The sequence below is a fragment of the Winogradskya consettensis genome (assembly GCF_018332715.1).
Classification (GTDB): domain Bacteria; phylum Actinomycetota; class Actinomycetes; order Mycobacteriales; family Micromonosporaceae; genus Actinoplanes; species Actinoplanes consettensis.
Genome location: NZ_BOQP01000008.1, coordinates 462,255 through 475,889 on the forward strand (window position 1 = coordinate 462,255; position 13,635 = coordinate 475,889).

14 protein-coding genes are annotated in these 13,635 nt (G+C 68.6%); 6 read left to right on the forward strand and 8 right to left on the reverse strand.

What is annotated here, in order from left to right:
• Window positions 1-8 precede the first annotated feature (8 nt).
• The 5 genes from Aco04nite_RS10680 to Aco04nite_RS10700 all read right to left on the reverse strand — a co-directional run bounded on the left by Aco04nite_RS10680 (window position 9) and on the right by Aco04nite_RS10700 (window position 4,609).
• Window positions 9-896, reverse strand: a complete 888-nt coding sequence (locus Aco04nite_RS10680; protein ID WP_212997031.1) for an SDR family oxidoreductase — start codon at window positions 894-896, stop codon at window positions 9-11.
• 14 nt (window positions 897-910) lie between these two features.
• Window positions 911-2,041 carry a PQQ-dependent sugar dehydrogenase gene (locus Aco04nite_RS10685; RefSeq protein WP_212997032.1) on the reverse strand — a complete coding sequence of 377 codons (1,131 nt, stop codon included), beginning with the start codon at window positions 2,039-2,041 and terminating at the stop codon, window positions 911-913.
• 14 nt (window positions 2,042-2,055) lie between these two features.
• Window positions 2,056-2,874, reverse strand: a complete 819-nt coding sequence (locus Aco04nite_RS10690) for an aldo/keto reductase (protein WP_244875878.1) — start codon at window positions 2,872-2,874, stop codon at window positions 2,056-2,058.
• Window positions 2,875-2,940: 66 nt separating this feature from the next.
• Complete coding sequence (locus Aco04nite_RS10695; RefSeq protein WP_212997033.1) at window positions 2,941-3,693, reverse strand: SDR family oxidoreductase; 753 nt, start codon at window positions 3,691-3,693, stop codon at window positions 2,941-2,943.
• 76 nt (window positions 3,694-3,769) lie between these two features.
• Complete coding sequence (locus Aco04nite_RS10700; RefSeq protein WP_212997034.1) at window positions 3,770-4,609, reverse strand: helix-turn-helix transcriptional regulator; 840 nt, start codon at window positions 4,607-4,609, stop codon at window positions 3,770-3,772.
• A gap of 284 nt (window positions 4,610-4,893) precedes the next feature.
• Here Aco04nite_RS10700 and Aco04nite_RS10705 point away from each other — a divergent pair, with 284 nt between their 5' ends.
• The 6 genes from Aco04nite_RS10705 to Aco04nite_RS10735 all read left to right on the forward strand — a co-directional run bounded on the left by Aco04nite_RS10705 (window position 4,894) and on the right by Aco04nite_RS10735 (window position 11,606).
• Entirely contained in the window at window positions 4,894-5,250 is a 357-nt protein-coding gene (locus Aco04nite_RS10705) for a DNA glycosylase AlkZ-like family protein (protein ID WP_438874907.1), read from the forward strand.
• A gap of 174 nt (window positions 5,251-5,424) precedes the next feature.
• On the forward strand, window positions 5,425-6,450 hold the full coding sequence (locus Aco04nite_RS10710) for an aldo/keto reductase (RefSeq protein WP_212997036.1): 1,026 nt from the start codon (window positions 5,425-5,427) through the stop codon (window positions 6,448-6,450).
• Window positions 6,451-6,486: 36 nt separating this feature from the next.
• Window positions 6,487-6,942: a VOC family protein gene (locus Aco04nite_RS10715; protein WP_212997037.1), complete on the forward strand. Its 456-nt coding sequence runs from the start codon at window positions 6,487-6,489 to the stop codon at window positions 6,940-6,942.
• Window positions 6,943-7,036: 94 nt separating this feature from the next.
• On the forward strand, window positions 7,037-8,500 hold the full coding sequence (locus Aco04nite_RS10720) for an MFS transporter (RefSeq protein ID WP_212997038.1): 1,464 nt from the start codon (window positions 7,037-7,039) through the stop codon (window positions 8,498-8,500).
• 118 nt (window positions 8,501-8,618) lie between these two features.
• On the forward strand, window positions 8,619-9,266 hold the full coding sequence (locus tag Aco04nite_RS10725; RefSeq protein ID WP_212997039.1) for a TetR/AcrR family transcriptional regulator: 648 nt from the start codon (window positions 8,619-8,621) through the stop codon (window positions 9,264-9,266).
• 1,131 nt (window positions 9,267-10,397) lie between these two features.
• Window positions 10,398-11,606 carry an ISL3 family transposase gene (locus Aco04nite_RS10735; protein ID WP_244875914.1) on the forward strand — a complete coding sequence of 403 codons (1,209 nt, stop codon included), beginning with the start codon at window positions 10,398-10,400 and terminating at the stop codon, window positions 11,604-11,606.
• An 81-nt stretch (window positions 11,607-11,687) separates the two neighbouring features.
• Here Aco04nite_RS10735 and Aco04nite_RS48740 read toward each other — a convergent pair whose 3' ends face one another.
• From Aco04nite_RS48740 to Aco04nite_RS49995, 3 genes are all read right to left on the reverse strand, one after another.
• Window positions 11,688-12,401 carry a hypothetical protein gene (locus Aco04nite_RS48740; protein WP_244875880.1) on the reverse strand — a complete coding sequence of 238 codons (714 nt, stop codon included), beginning with the start codon at window positions 12,399-12,401 and terminating at the stop codon, window positions 11,688-11,690.
• A 315-nt stretch (window positions 12,402-12,716) separates the two neighbouring features.
• Window positions 12,717-13,082 carry a hypothetical protein gene (locus tag Aco04nite_RS10745; protein ID WP_212997041.1) on the reverse strand — a complete coding sequence of 122 codons (366 nt, stop codon included), beginning with the start codon at window positions 13,080-13,082 and terminating at the stop codon, window positions 12,717-12,719.
• A 72-nt stretch (window positions 13,083-13,154) separates the two neighbouring features.
• Entirely contained in the window at window positions 13,155-13,571 is a 417-nt protein-coding gene (locus Aco04nite_RS49995; protein ID WP_212997042.1) for a CocE/NonD family hydrolase, read from the reverse strand.
• Window positions 13,572-13,635: the final 64 nt, after the last annotated feature.

A 13,635-nucleotide genomic window follows, 5' to 3' on the forward strand; every position in this document is an offset into this window, starting at 1 on the left:
CCCCGGCCCTACCGGCGGGTCGGGTTTAGTAGTGCGTCGAAGCCCATGCGGCGGACGAACTCGGCGCGGGCTCGGTATGCGGCGTCGTTGACCTGTTCGACGCCAGCGTGGGCATCATCGATGACGGTGCGGAACGGCTTCTCTCCGAAGGGCAGGTCGAGCACACGGACGATCTCCTCTGCGACGCCGGCCGCCCCCTTCACCGGTGGCGTAAACAACGCGTTGGTGGCGCGTTCGGTGTCGGCGACCATCGGGTCGAGGGCGTTGTAGGCGGCGGCCACCTGCGTGTCGCTGGCGCTGCTGGCGTTCGGGAAGTGGTCGGTGCCGTCGGTGATGGCGCCGGGCATGACGATCACCGTTTCGATGCCGAACGCGTTGGCCTCGTAGGCGGTGACCACGGCGAGGGCGTCCATCGCGGCCTTGGACGCCACGTACGGGCCCATGAACGGGGGTGTGGTTACCGGGATGGTGCTGCCGACGTACATGAGTACCCCGGCCCGGCGCTGCCGGAAGTGGGGCAGCACAGCGCGGTTGACCCGGTGGGTGCCCACGGCGTTGACGTCGATGAGGTGGGTGACGTCGTCGTCGGTGAAGGCCTCGACGTAGCCCACGTACAGGTGGCCGGCGTTGTTGATGACGACGTCGAGTCCGTTGTGCCCTTCGATCACGGTCTGCACGGCGGCGTCGGCGGACGCCTGCGAGGTGACGTCGAGGGCGACGACGTGCAGGTCGGTGCGGGTGTCGCGGGCGTACGCGCGGATCTGGGCGGCCGGCTCGGTGTTGCGGCCGTCGGGGTCGCGCATGCTGGCGTAGACGGTGTGGCCCGCGTCGGCCAGTCGTCGGGCGGTGAGGTTGCCGATGCCGGTGGAGGCGCCGGTGATGAGGATGACGGACATCAGAGGGTCCTGTTCTACTGATTGACGGTGACGCGCAGGATGCGGTCGTCGCCGGGTTTCGGGGCGACGCCACCCCAGGTGGAGGCGTCGGTGTTCGAGGTCATCAGCCAGAGCGCGCCGTCAGGGGCGACCTCGACGGTGCGGATGCGGCCGTATTCACCGCGGTAGTGCGCGACCGCTTCACCGGCTGCCCGGCCGCCGTCGACGGGCAGTTGCCACAGACGTTGTCCGCCGAGGGCGCCGATCCAGAGTGAACCGGCGGCGTAGGCCATGCCCGAGGGTGAGGCATCGTCGGGGTGCACGGTCCAGATCGGCGCCGTTCCGGTGCTGCCCTCGATGCCCTCGGTCTCGGGCCAGCCGTAGTCCGCGCCCTCGCTGAGCACATTAACCTCGTCCCAGGTGCGATGGCCGAGTTCTGAGGCGTACGCGGTGCCGTCCGGGCCGAACGCGATGCCCTGCACGTTGCGGTGCCCGGAGGAGTAGATCGGGCTGTCGCCGAGTACCGTGCCGTCGGTACGGATGCGCAGGATCTTGCCGTTGAGGGAGTTCTGGTCGGCGGCGTTGGCCGGTTCGAACGCGTCGCCGGTGCCGATCCACAGGTTGCCGTCCGGGCCGATTGCGAGCCGGCCGCCGTGGTGGCGTTCGGCGGTCTGGATGCCGTCGAGCAGCACCCGGTCCTGGCGCAGCGACCGGTAGTCCTCGGCGATGTGCAGCGCCACGATCGAGTTCTCGTCGGCGCCGGTGACTGAGGCGTAGACGGTGCGGTCGACGGCGAAGCCGGATGAGGCGGCAAGGCCCATCAGGCCGCCCTCGGCCTTCGGGACGACGCCGGGAACTTCGCCGACGCTCTGTGCGGGGCCGCCACCGGCGGGTACCCGTTTGATCAAAGCCGAGTCGCGCTCGGAGACCAGGGCGGACCCGTCGGGCAGGAAGGTCAGGCCCCACGGGACGGTCAGGCCGGTGGTGATTTCGGTGGGTTCGCCAAGGGTGGCGATCGGGCCGCTAGATCCGTCGAGGGTCACGGTGGCGCCAGGGACGACCTGGCTGGCCGGCTCGCCCTCCGGGGTCTCCGTGGAGCAGGCGGTCAGGCTCAGCACTGCGGTGAGGCTCGCGCCGAGTAGCGATCGGCAGGGGGAATGTCGCATGGGGGTCCTTCGGGTCAGAGGCGTTCCGGATGTGGGCCGGTGCGGCCCGCCTCGCCTCGGTCGAGCCGGTCGATGCGCGCCATCTGACGGGCGTCGAGGGAGAAATCGAACACCGCGGCGTTCTCCGCGATGCGCTGCGGCGAACTGGCCTTCGGCAGGACGATGTCGCCGCGTTGCAGATGCCACCGCAGGATGATCTGCGACGGCGTCCGGCCGAGTTCCCCGGCCACCGACTGGATGGCCGGGTCGCGCAGCACGGACCCGGCGGCCAGCGGTGACCAGGCCGCGACGGCGATGCCCCGCTCGGCGCAGTACTGCCGAAGATCGTTGTTGGCGAAGTGCGGGTGGGCCTCGATCTGGTTGACCACCGGTGGCGGGCCGCCGTCGGCGAGGATGCGATCGAGCTGGGCCCGGTGGAAGTTGGACACGCCGATCCCGGACAGCCGGCCGTCGGCCTGGGCGGCCCGCAGCGCCTGCCACGTCCGCGGGTAGCGCCCACGCCGCGGCATCGGCCAGTGGATCAGATAGAGATCGACGTGGGTGCCGAGCGCGTCGACGGTCGCGTCGATGGCACTGCGGACCTCGTCGGTGTCGTCCCCGGCGATCGGGAGCTTGCTGGTGATCCAGATGTCGCCGCGGTCGAGTCCGCAGGCCCGGACGGCGGCGCCGACGCCGGCCTCGTTGCGGTAGTACCGGGCGGTGTCGATGTGCCGGTAGCCCGCCCGCAGCGCCTCGCCGACGAGCTGTTCGGTATCGCGGGGTGCGATCTGGTACGTGCCGAAGCCGAGCCGGGGGATGCGGAGCCCGCCGTGCCCCATGAGGGTGGTTTCCATGAGAGGCCGTTCTATTGCCGTGGGGGTGCGGCGGCCGGGGCGCATGCCCGGCCGCCGCACGGGGGGTCAGGAGCGGTAGCGGCCGCTGAGCACGCCCAGCACATCCTGGTACCGGCCCTCGGCCTCGGCGTTGCGTTGCCACTTGACCCGCTCGACCAGGATCTGCTCGGCCTTGCCGTCGGCCTCGAGCAGGCTCATCACCTCGTTGAGGAAATCCTTCAGAGGCATGGCCATGTCGGAGTCCTGCTGGTTCATCAGGGTGGTCCGGGTGGCCGGCGGAACCAGCTCGATCACCTGCACGTCGCTCTTGAACAGCTGCACCCGCAGGCTCTCGGTGAACGAGTGGATCGCGGCCTTCGTGGCGTTGTAGGTCGGCGTCGCCGGCAGCGGCACGTAGGCCAGGCCAGAGCTGACGGTCATGACGGTCGCGGCGGGCTGGGCCAGCAGGCGGGGCAGGAACGCGTTGATCAGCCGGATCGGGCCGAGCAAGTTGACCTCGACGGTCCGCTCGGCGACATCGAGGGACGCCGGGTCGCGAAGGTCCTCGGCCTCCATGATTCCGGCCATGGTGATCAGCGTGTCCAATGCCGGGTAGCGGGTCGCCAGCTCGTCGCGGGCCGCAGTGATCGACGCCGAGTCGGTGGTGTCGATGGTGACCGTACCGATGCCCGGGTGCTCAGTGGCGATCTGCTCGAGCAGCTCGGTGCGCCGGCCGCCGACGATCACAGTGTTGCCCTTCTCCTGCAGACGCAGGGCCAGGCCGAGGCCGATCCCGGAGGTCGCGCCGGGGATGAAGATAGTGTTTCCGCTGATGTTCACGGGGTTCCTCGATTGTCATTTTCGGGCATACGGGGGTGTCCGCGTTTGCCAAGTGATGAATGAAAAGCAGTGGTGTTCAGGCGAACTTCTGATTCCCAAGTACGTCGAGAAAGGCGATCTGGTCGCGAGCGTTCGATCCGAGCCGGGGCCGGAAGAGAATGAGCCGGTGACCGGTGGCCGGGCTCAGCACGACGTCGCACTGCAGGTCGAGTTCGCCGACCAGCGGGTGCCGGATCAGTTTGGGCGCCGAACTCAGCGCCACCACCTGTTGCTCCGCCCACAGCTCACCGAACTCGGCGCTGCGATCGAGCAGGTCGGCGACCAGCCCCTGAGAGAACCGGTCGCCCGGCGAGCGTTGCGCAACCCCGGCACGCAGGTCGGCCACGTAGGCCCGGCCGATACGGTCGTGCTCAGCCGGATCGTTGCTGTCCCGCGACGCCGGATCGGCGAACCACCGCCACGTGACGTTGGACTCGTACCCCGGCAACCCGGTCCACACGCCCAGCAGGTTCTCCGCGGCCCGGTTCTGCGCGACGACCGTGAGCAGGTCGTCGGCCACCTGAGCCGGCGTGTGCTCGAGTACGTCCAGCAGATACAGCATCGCCGGATCGACGTGCGCCAGCGGGGAACGCGGCTCCGGCGGCTGCTGCCCGGCGAGGCGGAACAGGTAATCCTGCTCGTCGCCGGTAAGCCGGATCGCCCGCGCGAGACTGGCCAGCGCCGCCGCCGACGGGCTGCGGACCCGGCCCTGCTCCAGCCGGCCGTAATAATCCGGCGACAGCGCCGCCAGGCTCGCGACCTCCTCACGGCGCAGCCCGGGAGTGCGGCGCCGGCCACCACCGGGCAGGCCAACATCCTCCGGCCGTAAACGTTCCCGCCGATGGCGGAGGAACTCGCCGAGCGCTTTGTCGTCCATGTCAACCTCCCTTCTTTCCGGCGTGCATCCAGCATCGCCGGAAAGAACGGGGATATGAAGGCCGCGTTTAGCCTAGGTGTCGCATGCCCTGGCTACCGCCCGATCCGGTCCATCGGCAACGACGCATTGACGGAGTTGGCCGATTCGTCGGCACGGCGAATTCAACAGGAAGATCGCCCCCGAACGGCTGCGCCAGCAACGTGACGGCCGGCTCGACGAAACGGTCACGCAGCCGCCCTCGGACCGCTTGACACCGAAGAGGTCGACCTGCGGGATGGCCGGGAATCGACCTACGCGGCACCACCCCCGTGCCGCCCACCTCGCCGGCTGCCTGCCCGCTTCCGTGCCTCGACCCGACCCCGATGGGCTGGACGCATCGCGACTGGTTCACCGTTCGACCCTGGCCACATCCACGACCGGTACGGCACATCGGCCCCACCGTCTGGTGGCACGGCGAGCTCATCGGATCGTGGGCCAGCACCCCCGGCGGCATCCGCACCCACCTCCTCGCCGACCGGGGAAGGCAAGCAGCCGAAGCCGTCGAACGCGCCGCCGCCGACCTGCATGCCCGGCTCGAAGGCGCCACCGTGGTCCCCGCGATCCGTACCCCGTGCGAGCGTCACCTCAGCAACACCCTGTAAGCGGGCCTCCGCAATTGCAATACCGCTCGGTACCGATACTTGACGTTATCGGAACTGACCGTTACCGTTTTGAGTACGAGCTCCGCCGCGCCGTTGGTCAGAACCTCGGGCGGTTGTGCCGGCGTTCCACGTCGGCGCTGGGATGCGGAGCCGTCTCGAAGAACGGGTGATCACATGCAGTACCGCACTCTCGGGGACACCGGACTGAGCGTTAGCTCGCTGTGCCTGGGCACGATGATGTTCGGGTCATGGGGCAACAAGGACCACGACGACTCGATCCGCACGATCCACCACGCGCTCGACGCCGGCATCAACTTCGTCGACACCGCCGACCTCTATGCCCGCGGGGAGGCTGAGGAGATCGTCGGCAAGGCGCTGGCCGGGACGCGCCGCGACTCGGTAGTCCTGGCGAGCAAGTTCCACAACCCGATGAGCGACAACGTCAATGACCGCGGCAACTCCCGCCGGTGGATCATGCGGGCGGTGGAGGGCAGCCTGAAGCGGCTCGGCACCGACCACCTCGACCTCTACCAGGTGCACCGCCCCGATCCGGCGACCGGGATCGAGGAGACCCTGGGAGCGCTGACCGATCTGCAGCGGGCCGGGAAGATCCGGTACTTCGGCACTTCGACGTTCCCGGCCCACCAGCTCGTCGAGGCGCAGTGGGCCTCCGACCGCCGGGGCCTGGGCCGGTTCGTGACCGAGCAGCCCCCGTACTCGATGCTCGCCCGCGGGATCGAGGCGGACGTCCTGCCCGCCGCCGAGGCGTACCGCATCGGCGTGCTCACTTGGAGCCCGCTCGGCGGGGGCTGGCTCTCCGGCACGTTCCGCAAGGGCGCCACCGGCCAGGTGAGCAGCCGCACCGAGCTGATGCCCGGCATCTTCGACATCGACGCCCCGCGCAACGCCGACAAGCTCGACGCCGTCGAGGCCCTCGCCCTACTCGCCGAGGAAGCGGGACTTTCCCTGATTCACCTCGCCCTCGGCTTCGTGCTCGCCCACCGCGCAGTCACCGCACCGATCATCGGCCCGATGAACATCGAACAGCTCGACAGCCAGCTCGGCGCGGCCGACCTCGTCCTCGACCCGGACGTCCTGGACCGCATCGACAAGATCGTGCCGCCGGGCCGCAACATGACCGCCGGCGACGCCGGCTACTTCCCGCCCGCGCTCACCGACGCGTCACTGCGCCGGCGCTGACTACGTCCGTAATCCCTGAACGAACGGAATCCCACCATGGCCATCTCCACCATCCCGCACATCAACTTCGCGAACGGGAACGCCCGCCCGGCGCTCGAGTTCTACCGCGGCGTCTTCGACGGCGACCTGCTGTCGCACACCTACCAGGACTTCGGCATGCCCGCCGGCCTGCCGGACAGCGACCGGATTGTCTACGGCCAGATCACCACCGCCGACGGCGTCCTGGTGATGGGCTATGACATCCCGGGCGACCAGGAGCCGGACTTCGGCAAGCCGGGCTCGACCCGTCGCGCGAACGGCACGACCATCACCGAGCAGCCCATGTTTATCCAACTCCGCATCGCCACCCTGGAAGAGGCGTCAACGCTCTTCATGCGCCTCGCCGTGAACGGGATGGTCGTCGAAAGCCTCACTTCGTCGACCTGGTCGCCCGGTTTCGGCATCGTCACCGACCAGTTCGGGGTGACCTGGATGGTCAACGTCCACGAGTGACCACCGCGGGGCGACGCCCCGACAACCATCTCGGGCGTCGCCCCAGCACCTCACCTTCTCCCACGCTCATCCCCGTTCGGAGTGTCGTACACCCATGCCCGCAGATCTCACCACCCCACGCGCGCGGAACCTCGCGCTCGCCTTGCTGGCGTTGACCCAGTTCGTCGTCGTGATCGACGCGTCGATCGTCAACGTGGCACTGCCCTCGATCGGCACCGCCCTCGGCATCTCCCAGGACCACCTCTCCTGGGTGGTCAACGCCTACGTCCTGGCCTTCGGCGGGTTCCTGCTGCTCGGCGGGCGCCTGGCCGACTTCCTCGGCCGGCGGCGCATGTTCGTGGCCGGTATCGCACTGTTTACGATCGCCTCCCTGCTCGGCGGTTTCGCCCAGAACGAGACCTGGCTGATCGCGGCACGGGCGCTGCAGGGCCTCGGCGCGGCGATCGCCTCGCCCGCGGCCCTGTCCATCGTCACGACCACCTTCGGGGAGGGCAGCGAACGCAACCGGGCCCTCGCCATCTGGGGTGCTGTCGCCGGCGCCGGTGGCGCGGCCGGTGTGCTGCTCGGCGGCGTGCTCACCGAGTACCTCGGCTGGGAATGGGTGCTGTTCGTCAACGTCCCGATCGGGGCACTCATCATCTGGCAGGCGCCCAAGCGCCTCATCGAGTCGACCAGCGGGGCACAAAAGCGTGCCTTCGACCTGCCCGGTGCGGTCACCGTGTCCGCCGGTCTGGCCCTGCTCGTCTACACGCTCGTCGACGCGGACAAGGCGGGCTGGACCTCGGCAACCACCCTGCTGCGAGGACTGGGCGCGCTGGTGCTGCTCGCCGCGTTCGTCGTCATCGAGTGGCGCTCGCGCAACCCGCTGCTGCCGCTGTCGACGTTCTCCCTGCGCACGCTGCGTGGCGCCAACGTCGTCGGTCTGCTGGTCGGGATGTCCCTGGTCTCGATGTTCTTCCTGATCACCCTGTACCTGCAGCAGGTGCTCGGATTCAGCGCGCTGGCCGCGGGCTTCGCCTATCTGCCCCTGTCGGTGTCCATCATCGTCGCGGCGACGGCGGCCTCGACCCTGGTCACCCGGCTGGGATTCAAGCCCGTACTGATGGCGGGCCTGGCGTTCGTCGCGCTGGGACTGGCCTGGTTCTCCCAGGTACGCCCGGACGGCTCGTTCGCCGTGGACGTGCTCGGCCCCTCGGTGCTGGCCGGGATCGGTCTCGGTCTGTCGTTCGTGCCCATGACGATCGCGGCGGTCACCGGCACCACCCCGGAGCAGGCCGGCCTCGCCTCCGGGCTGATCAACACCAGCCAGCAGATCGGTGGCGCGCTCGGCCTGGCGATCCTGGCCTCCATCGCCAACTCGGCGACCACCGACGCGCTCACCTCTGGCGTACGGGACCTGAAAATCGCTCTCACCGACGGGTTCTCCGACGCGTTCCTCGTCGGCGCCGGCTTCGCCGTCGCCGGCATCGTGCTCGCCGCCGTGCTGATCTCCACCCGGGACAGCCGCGAACACTCACAGGCCGCCCAGCGCGGCGAGGTCACCGTACCCGCGGTCTGACCCGTGTATCGGCGGGCAGCGCACGGACCCGTGCGCTGCCCGCCGGTCCGGCGGCAGAACAATGGATCCGGATCGGCACACAGCAGGACACGCTTCTGGCAGCGAGGAGATCACCGTTATGACGCAGGACGACCCCACCGCGGGTGCCGCCGTCCCGGACGGCGAGGGTGGCCCCACCGCCCACCGGCGTCCGGGCCGCAAGCCTGACCCTGGCCGCGACGCCGAAATCCTTGACGCGGCTCTACAGGTTTTGGCAGAGGTCGGCTATGCGGGTATGACGATGAGTGCGGTGGCGGCAAGGGCCAAGGCCGGCAAAGGCACCTTCTACCGTCGCTGGCCGTCGAAGGCCGAACTGGTCCTCGACGCCGTCGGGCACATGAAACGCAGTCAGGCCGACCTGGACCGGCTGCCCGACACCGGCACCCTGCGCGGCGACATCCTCGCGCTGTTCAAACCGGCCTCCGTAGAGGAAGGCGAGTACCAGCTCACGATCATGGCCGGGTTGGCGTCGATGCTCAGCCAGGACCGCGGGCTCGCCGAGGCGGCCAACGACGCGATCGTCGAACCGTGGGCCGCCGCCAACCGCGTGCTGTTGGGTCGGGCGATCAGCCGCGGCGAGATCGATTCCGCCGCCGACGTCGAGACCCTCGCACAGATCATCCCGTCTATCGCCGCCTACCGCGCGCTCATCCAGCGCAAGCCGTTCGACCGCGACTTCCTCATCTCCATCATCGACGGCGTCCTCCTGCCCGCGGTCCGCCCATGACCTGTTTGAGGCGGGACCCAGGCCATTCTTGGCCCCCCACAAAAGATCCGGTTGGACAATCGGCACGGCCCGCAGCACTTAGTTGCACGGCGGCCCGCTGACAGATCGGTTCGGTGCTCGGCGTCACCTGGCGCATCACCGGTACCCAACGGCCTGTGCACCGGGGTCGACCCGCGCCGACGAAAGGCAGCGCCACCCGTGAGTCCCCTGTCCGTTCTCGCCGCGGTCGTCGTGCCGATCGTCTTCGGCACACTTCACTGGTACCTGTGGCGACGTCTGGTCGCGGAGACCACCTCGCGAGGCTCGTGGGCTCGCCGTGCCGGTTCTACCGTGTTCATCGCAGGGCCAGTGGTCGCCGCCTCGGCGTTGATCGGCGGGTTCACCTCGATGCCGATGGCCGTCCAGCGCGTCCTGGCCTGGTCCGGCTATCTGTGGCTGGCCGTCTTCCTGTACCTGCTGCTCGCGGTGCTCGCGGGTGAACTCGTCAGGCCATTGCTGAACCGGTGGGTCACCCACCGCTGCCGGGGGACAGCCGTCGCGTCCCGTCCTGCGACGCGCCGCGGACCAGCACGCCGTCGACCTGACTTTCAGTTCCGACGTAGGACGGCACGACCCTCAGTCAATCTGAGCTGGTTGCTCGACTACCGCCCATCTGCCCGGAAGAACTCGGCCACCGAATGGAACACTGACACTCGATGGCGTATTCACTGACATTCGCGGGCTCTGGCTCACTTTTGGTGGACTCGTGACTCGGTGCGACGTTCGTCCATGATCTTCGGGTGTTCGATGCGACGTTGGCCGATCTGGTGTTTCCCTGGCGGGCTGCGGTACGGGTGGAGAAGATCAGCGACGGCGGACACGACATCCACGTACGGACGCAGACGGTTGCCGCCTCGGCGATCTGTCCTGGATGCGGCACGGAGTCAAAGCGGGTACATGCTCGTTACCAGCGCCGGGTGGCGGATCTCCCGGTCAGCGGCCGCCGGCTGACGATCCACCTCCAGGTACGACGGTTCGTGTGCCTGGCGGCCGAGTGCGCGCAGCGCACGTTCGCCGAACAGGTTCCCGGTCTGACGACCCACCCTCGCCCGGGCGAGGGTGGCGTTACGCCGGCAGTTGCAGACCATCGCGGTGGCCCTGGCTGGACGTCCGGGAGCCCGGCTGGCGGCCCGCTCGGCGATCACGGTGAGCCGTTCGACGTTGCTGCGGCTACTACGGGCGTTGCCGGCGCCGGAGGTCAAGGCGGGTCCGCGGGTGTTGGGTGTCGATGACTTCGCGCTGCGCCGCGGGCATGTCTACGCCACGATTCTGATCGACATGGATACCCACCGCCCGATCGATGTGCTCGCCGGGCGCACCGCCGAGACGTTCGCCGCGTGGCTGCCAGCGCATCCTGGTGTGCAGGTCATCTGCCGTGACCGCGGCGGCGCCTACGCCGAGGGTGCCCGCACCGGGGCGCCGCAGGCGATCCAGGTCGCTGACCGCTACCACCTGTGGGCCCACCGCGGCTGCCTGACCGAACCGACACCACCGCAACCCGTGGCTGCGAACTCGGTGGTGCCTTTACCGGACCGGATGCTCGACGTCGACGGCCAACTCCGTCCTCTGGTGGCCCGTAAGCAGCAGCGGCACGCCGCCATCCAACAGCTCCGCGCCCAAGGGCTCTCCCTGACCGCGATCAGCCGGCAGCTCGGCGTGTGTTTCCGCACCGTGCAGCGATACGCGGACGCGAACCTCGACGACCTGCTCGCTCCGGCGATCCACCGCTCCAGCGTGCTGGACGACTACGCCGACTACATCCACCAACGCCGCGCCGAAGGACTGACCGACGCCGCCGTGTTGCACGCCGAACTGCAAACCCGCGGCTGGCGCGGCAGCCTGCGCACCGTGCAGCGCTACCTACGACCACTACGCCCGGCGACCACCACACCCCGGCCGGTGCCAGCGCCGAAACCGCGCCGGGTCACCAGCTGGATCATGACCAAGCCCGAGCACCTGGACACCGAGCACAGCGCCGTGCTCACCGGCGTCCTTGTCCGCTGTCCGGCACTGCGGGCGGTACGCCGGCACGTGGCCGAGTTCGCGGCCATGATGCGCGAGCTCGGCGGGGAACGCCTCGACTGCTGGATGCACGCTGTGGAAGCCGACGACCTGCCCGCCCTGCACACCCTCGTGACCGGCCTGCGCCGCGACCACGCTGCGGTCACCGCCGGACTCACCCTGCCCTACAGCTCCGGCGCCGTCGAAGGCCAGGTCAACCGCATCAAGGCACTCAAACACACCATGTACGGCCGCGCCAACCTCGACCTACTCCGCCAGCGCATCCTCATCCCGCACTAAGCCCACGTCCGGCTGCGGCGCTTTCGTACTCGCGATCAACGTCGGCTGCTGCGGGCGGCCATTGGATGTGCTGATGGTCGGCTACTGCTGGCGTGGCCGTCTCGATCCGCCGTAGAGGTGGACGCGGTGGTCGACGTCGTGGTCGGGCTTGCGGGAGATGAACCCGTCGGTTCGCATCTGGCCGTTGGCGATGAGTAGCAGCCAGTCCTCGTAGTACCAGCTCGGATTGCAGGCGCAAGTCGTGAACGTGAACCGGAAGTTCGCCCGGTAGCAACCGATCTGCCCTGGCAAGAGAACGAAGAGGCGGGCCGGGCCGGTCTGCCGCGGGTATGCGGCCAGGCCCGGTAACCGGTCGACGATCAGCGCCGAGCCTTCCGTGGACAGCCACAGGTCAAGGTCGCGGGCACGATCCACGCCGCCACTGGCCACCTGGTCATTGCGTACGTATCCGGCCGCTTCATCGGCGAGCACATCATGGATCACCACTTCATCGCCCGGTATCGATAGCGGAAGCATCGCCGGACGGCACAACCCGCGGCGGGCGTTCGCCTGCGGCGCCCCGCGGGCTGCCGCGCTCCACCGCACACGTACTCGTTGCATGGTGATCACGACCCCAGCCTGACGCGGCACACCGGCTGCACGCCAGCCGATATCTGGAATCTGTCGCGAACAACGCGCGCTTCGCCCTCGGTGGCTCACCACCATGCGTGACGAGTTCACCAAAAGTGCGCCAGAGCCCATTCGCGTGGCGTTCAACACGTCGCGGCCGCCCAGTGGCGACGACGGGAATGTCATCCTCGTGTCGCTGACAGATCGCGCATCGGTACCCCTGCTTTGCGCGCAGCGCGTCGTACTCGGCGACGGAGATGCCGTACTTGGCTTTCAGGTTTACCGCTCGTACTCGGTCCGCACCAAGCCGTTCCCGAGACCTTCGATTGATCACCACGGAACGATCCCGGCACGACTGGCAGCTCAGACGCGACTGTCCTGACGTGTCAACGAAGGCCTCCGGCGGAGCCATGCGCCGACAACGGGAGCACCATTGCGACGCGGACGGGTCAGGAGAAGCGGGGTCGTCCATGTTCGTCATGAAGCGACGGTAGGACTCGCCTACGACAGTTTGGGGTGACCTTCCGCGCTCTCGATGAAGTGCCGGATCAACTCGTCTTCCTTGGCCATCTCGGCAGCCCTCTCCATGGACTCCGTGAGCAATCGATGCAGGAGGTCGCGCAGCGAATCGCGGGCGACCCTGTTGCCGGGCCGGTACACGCGTCCGTCGTTGTCCCCTTCGACCAGCAGCAGGTGGCCTCCGATTTGCCTGAGCTCAGCAATCGGCATGGCGTTGACGACGGAGGCAACCAGGCCGCCCGCAGCCTCGTGCAGCGCGGCCTTGCGGATGGCGTCGGCGGCAACTTCCGGTGCGACGGATGCGAGTTCGGCTTTTCTCAGGCGTTGCAGCCGTGATCGTCTCGGCAACGTAGTCCTCCGGTGCGCCCTGCCACGAGACATCGTTGTCGCCGATCTTGAGCCGGTCCGGCAGTTGGCCCCTCATCGCGATGAACATGAAGACCATGAAGACCAGGCCAACGAGCAGCAGCGCGACAGGGCCACCTTCGGTGTCGGTGGTGAACGTGGCGTATCCGCCCGCACCAAGGCCGGCCAGGCCCAGCACCGTGGCCAACCAGCGCCACTTCGGATCGATGACAAATATCGTGAACCACTGGTTGATGCCGAGGTGCGAGCAGCCGTCCAGTCCGAGCCGGGAAGGGTGTGCGCGGCACAGTCGACGAGTGCGGCACCGTCGCGGCCCTGGCGGGCGCCGTCCCAGTCGAGCTGGCCACCGGACGAGCCGGTTCCGCGTACCGACGTCACGATGTAGATGTAGCCGTGCTGGACGAAGTATCTCCCGGCCATGACCGATGGGAACGGCCCGGCGATACCGTACGGATCCTGGCTGAGCAGCACCGGTCGCGAGGTCCGTCGGGTAGATCACCTGCGCGGCGATCGCGACGCCGTCGTCCATGGTCAC

What these genes read in the sequence shown, in the direction of transcription:
- Aco04nite_RS10700 (WP_212997034.1), bottom strand. Translation starts at nt 4,609, where the DNA reads ATGGACGACAAAGCGCTCGGCGAGTTCCTCCGCCATCGGCGGGAACGT.
- Aco04nite_RS10715 (WP_212997037.1), top strand. Translation starts at nt 6,487, where the DNA reads ATGGCCATCTCCACCATCCCGCACATCAACTTCGCGAACGGGAACGCC.
- Aco04nite_RS48740 (WP_244875880.1), bottom strand. Translation starts at nt 12,401, where the DNA reads ATGACATTCCCGTCGTCGCCACTGGGCGGCCGCGACGTGTTGAACGCC.
- Aco04nite_RS10690 (WP_244875878.1), bottom strand. Translation starts at nt 2,874, where the DNA reads ATGGAAACCACCCTCATGGGGCACGGCGGGCTCCGCATCCCCCGGCTC.
- Aco04nite_RS10725 (WP_212997039.1), top strand. Translation starts at nt 8,619, where the DNA reads ATGACGCAGGACGACCCCACCGCGGGTGCCGCCGTCCCGGACGGCGAG.
- Aco04nite_RS10685 (WP_212997032.1), bottom strand. Translation starts at nt 2,041, where the DNA reads ATGCGACATTCCCCCTGCCGATCGCTACTCGGCGCGAGCCTCACCGCA.
- Aco04nite_RS10680 (WP_212997031.1), bottom strand. Translation starts at nt 896, where the DNA reads ATGTCCGTCATCCTCATCACCGGCGCCTCCACCGGCATCGGCAACCTC.
- Aco04nite_RS10720 (WP_212997038.1), top strand. Translation starts at nt 7,037, where the DNA reads ATGCCCGCAGATCTCACCACCCCACGCGCGCGGAACCTCGCGCTCGCC.
- Aco04nite_RS10710 (WP_212997036.1), top strand. Translation starts at nt 5,425, where the DNA reads ATGCAGTACCGCACTCTCGGGGACACCGGACTGAGCGTTAGCTCGCTG.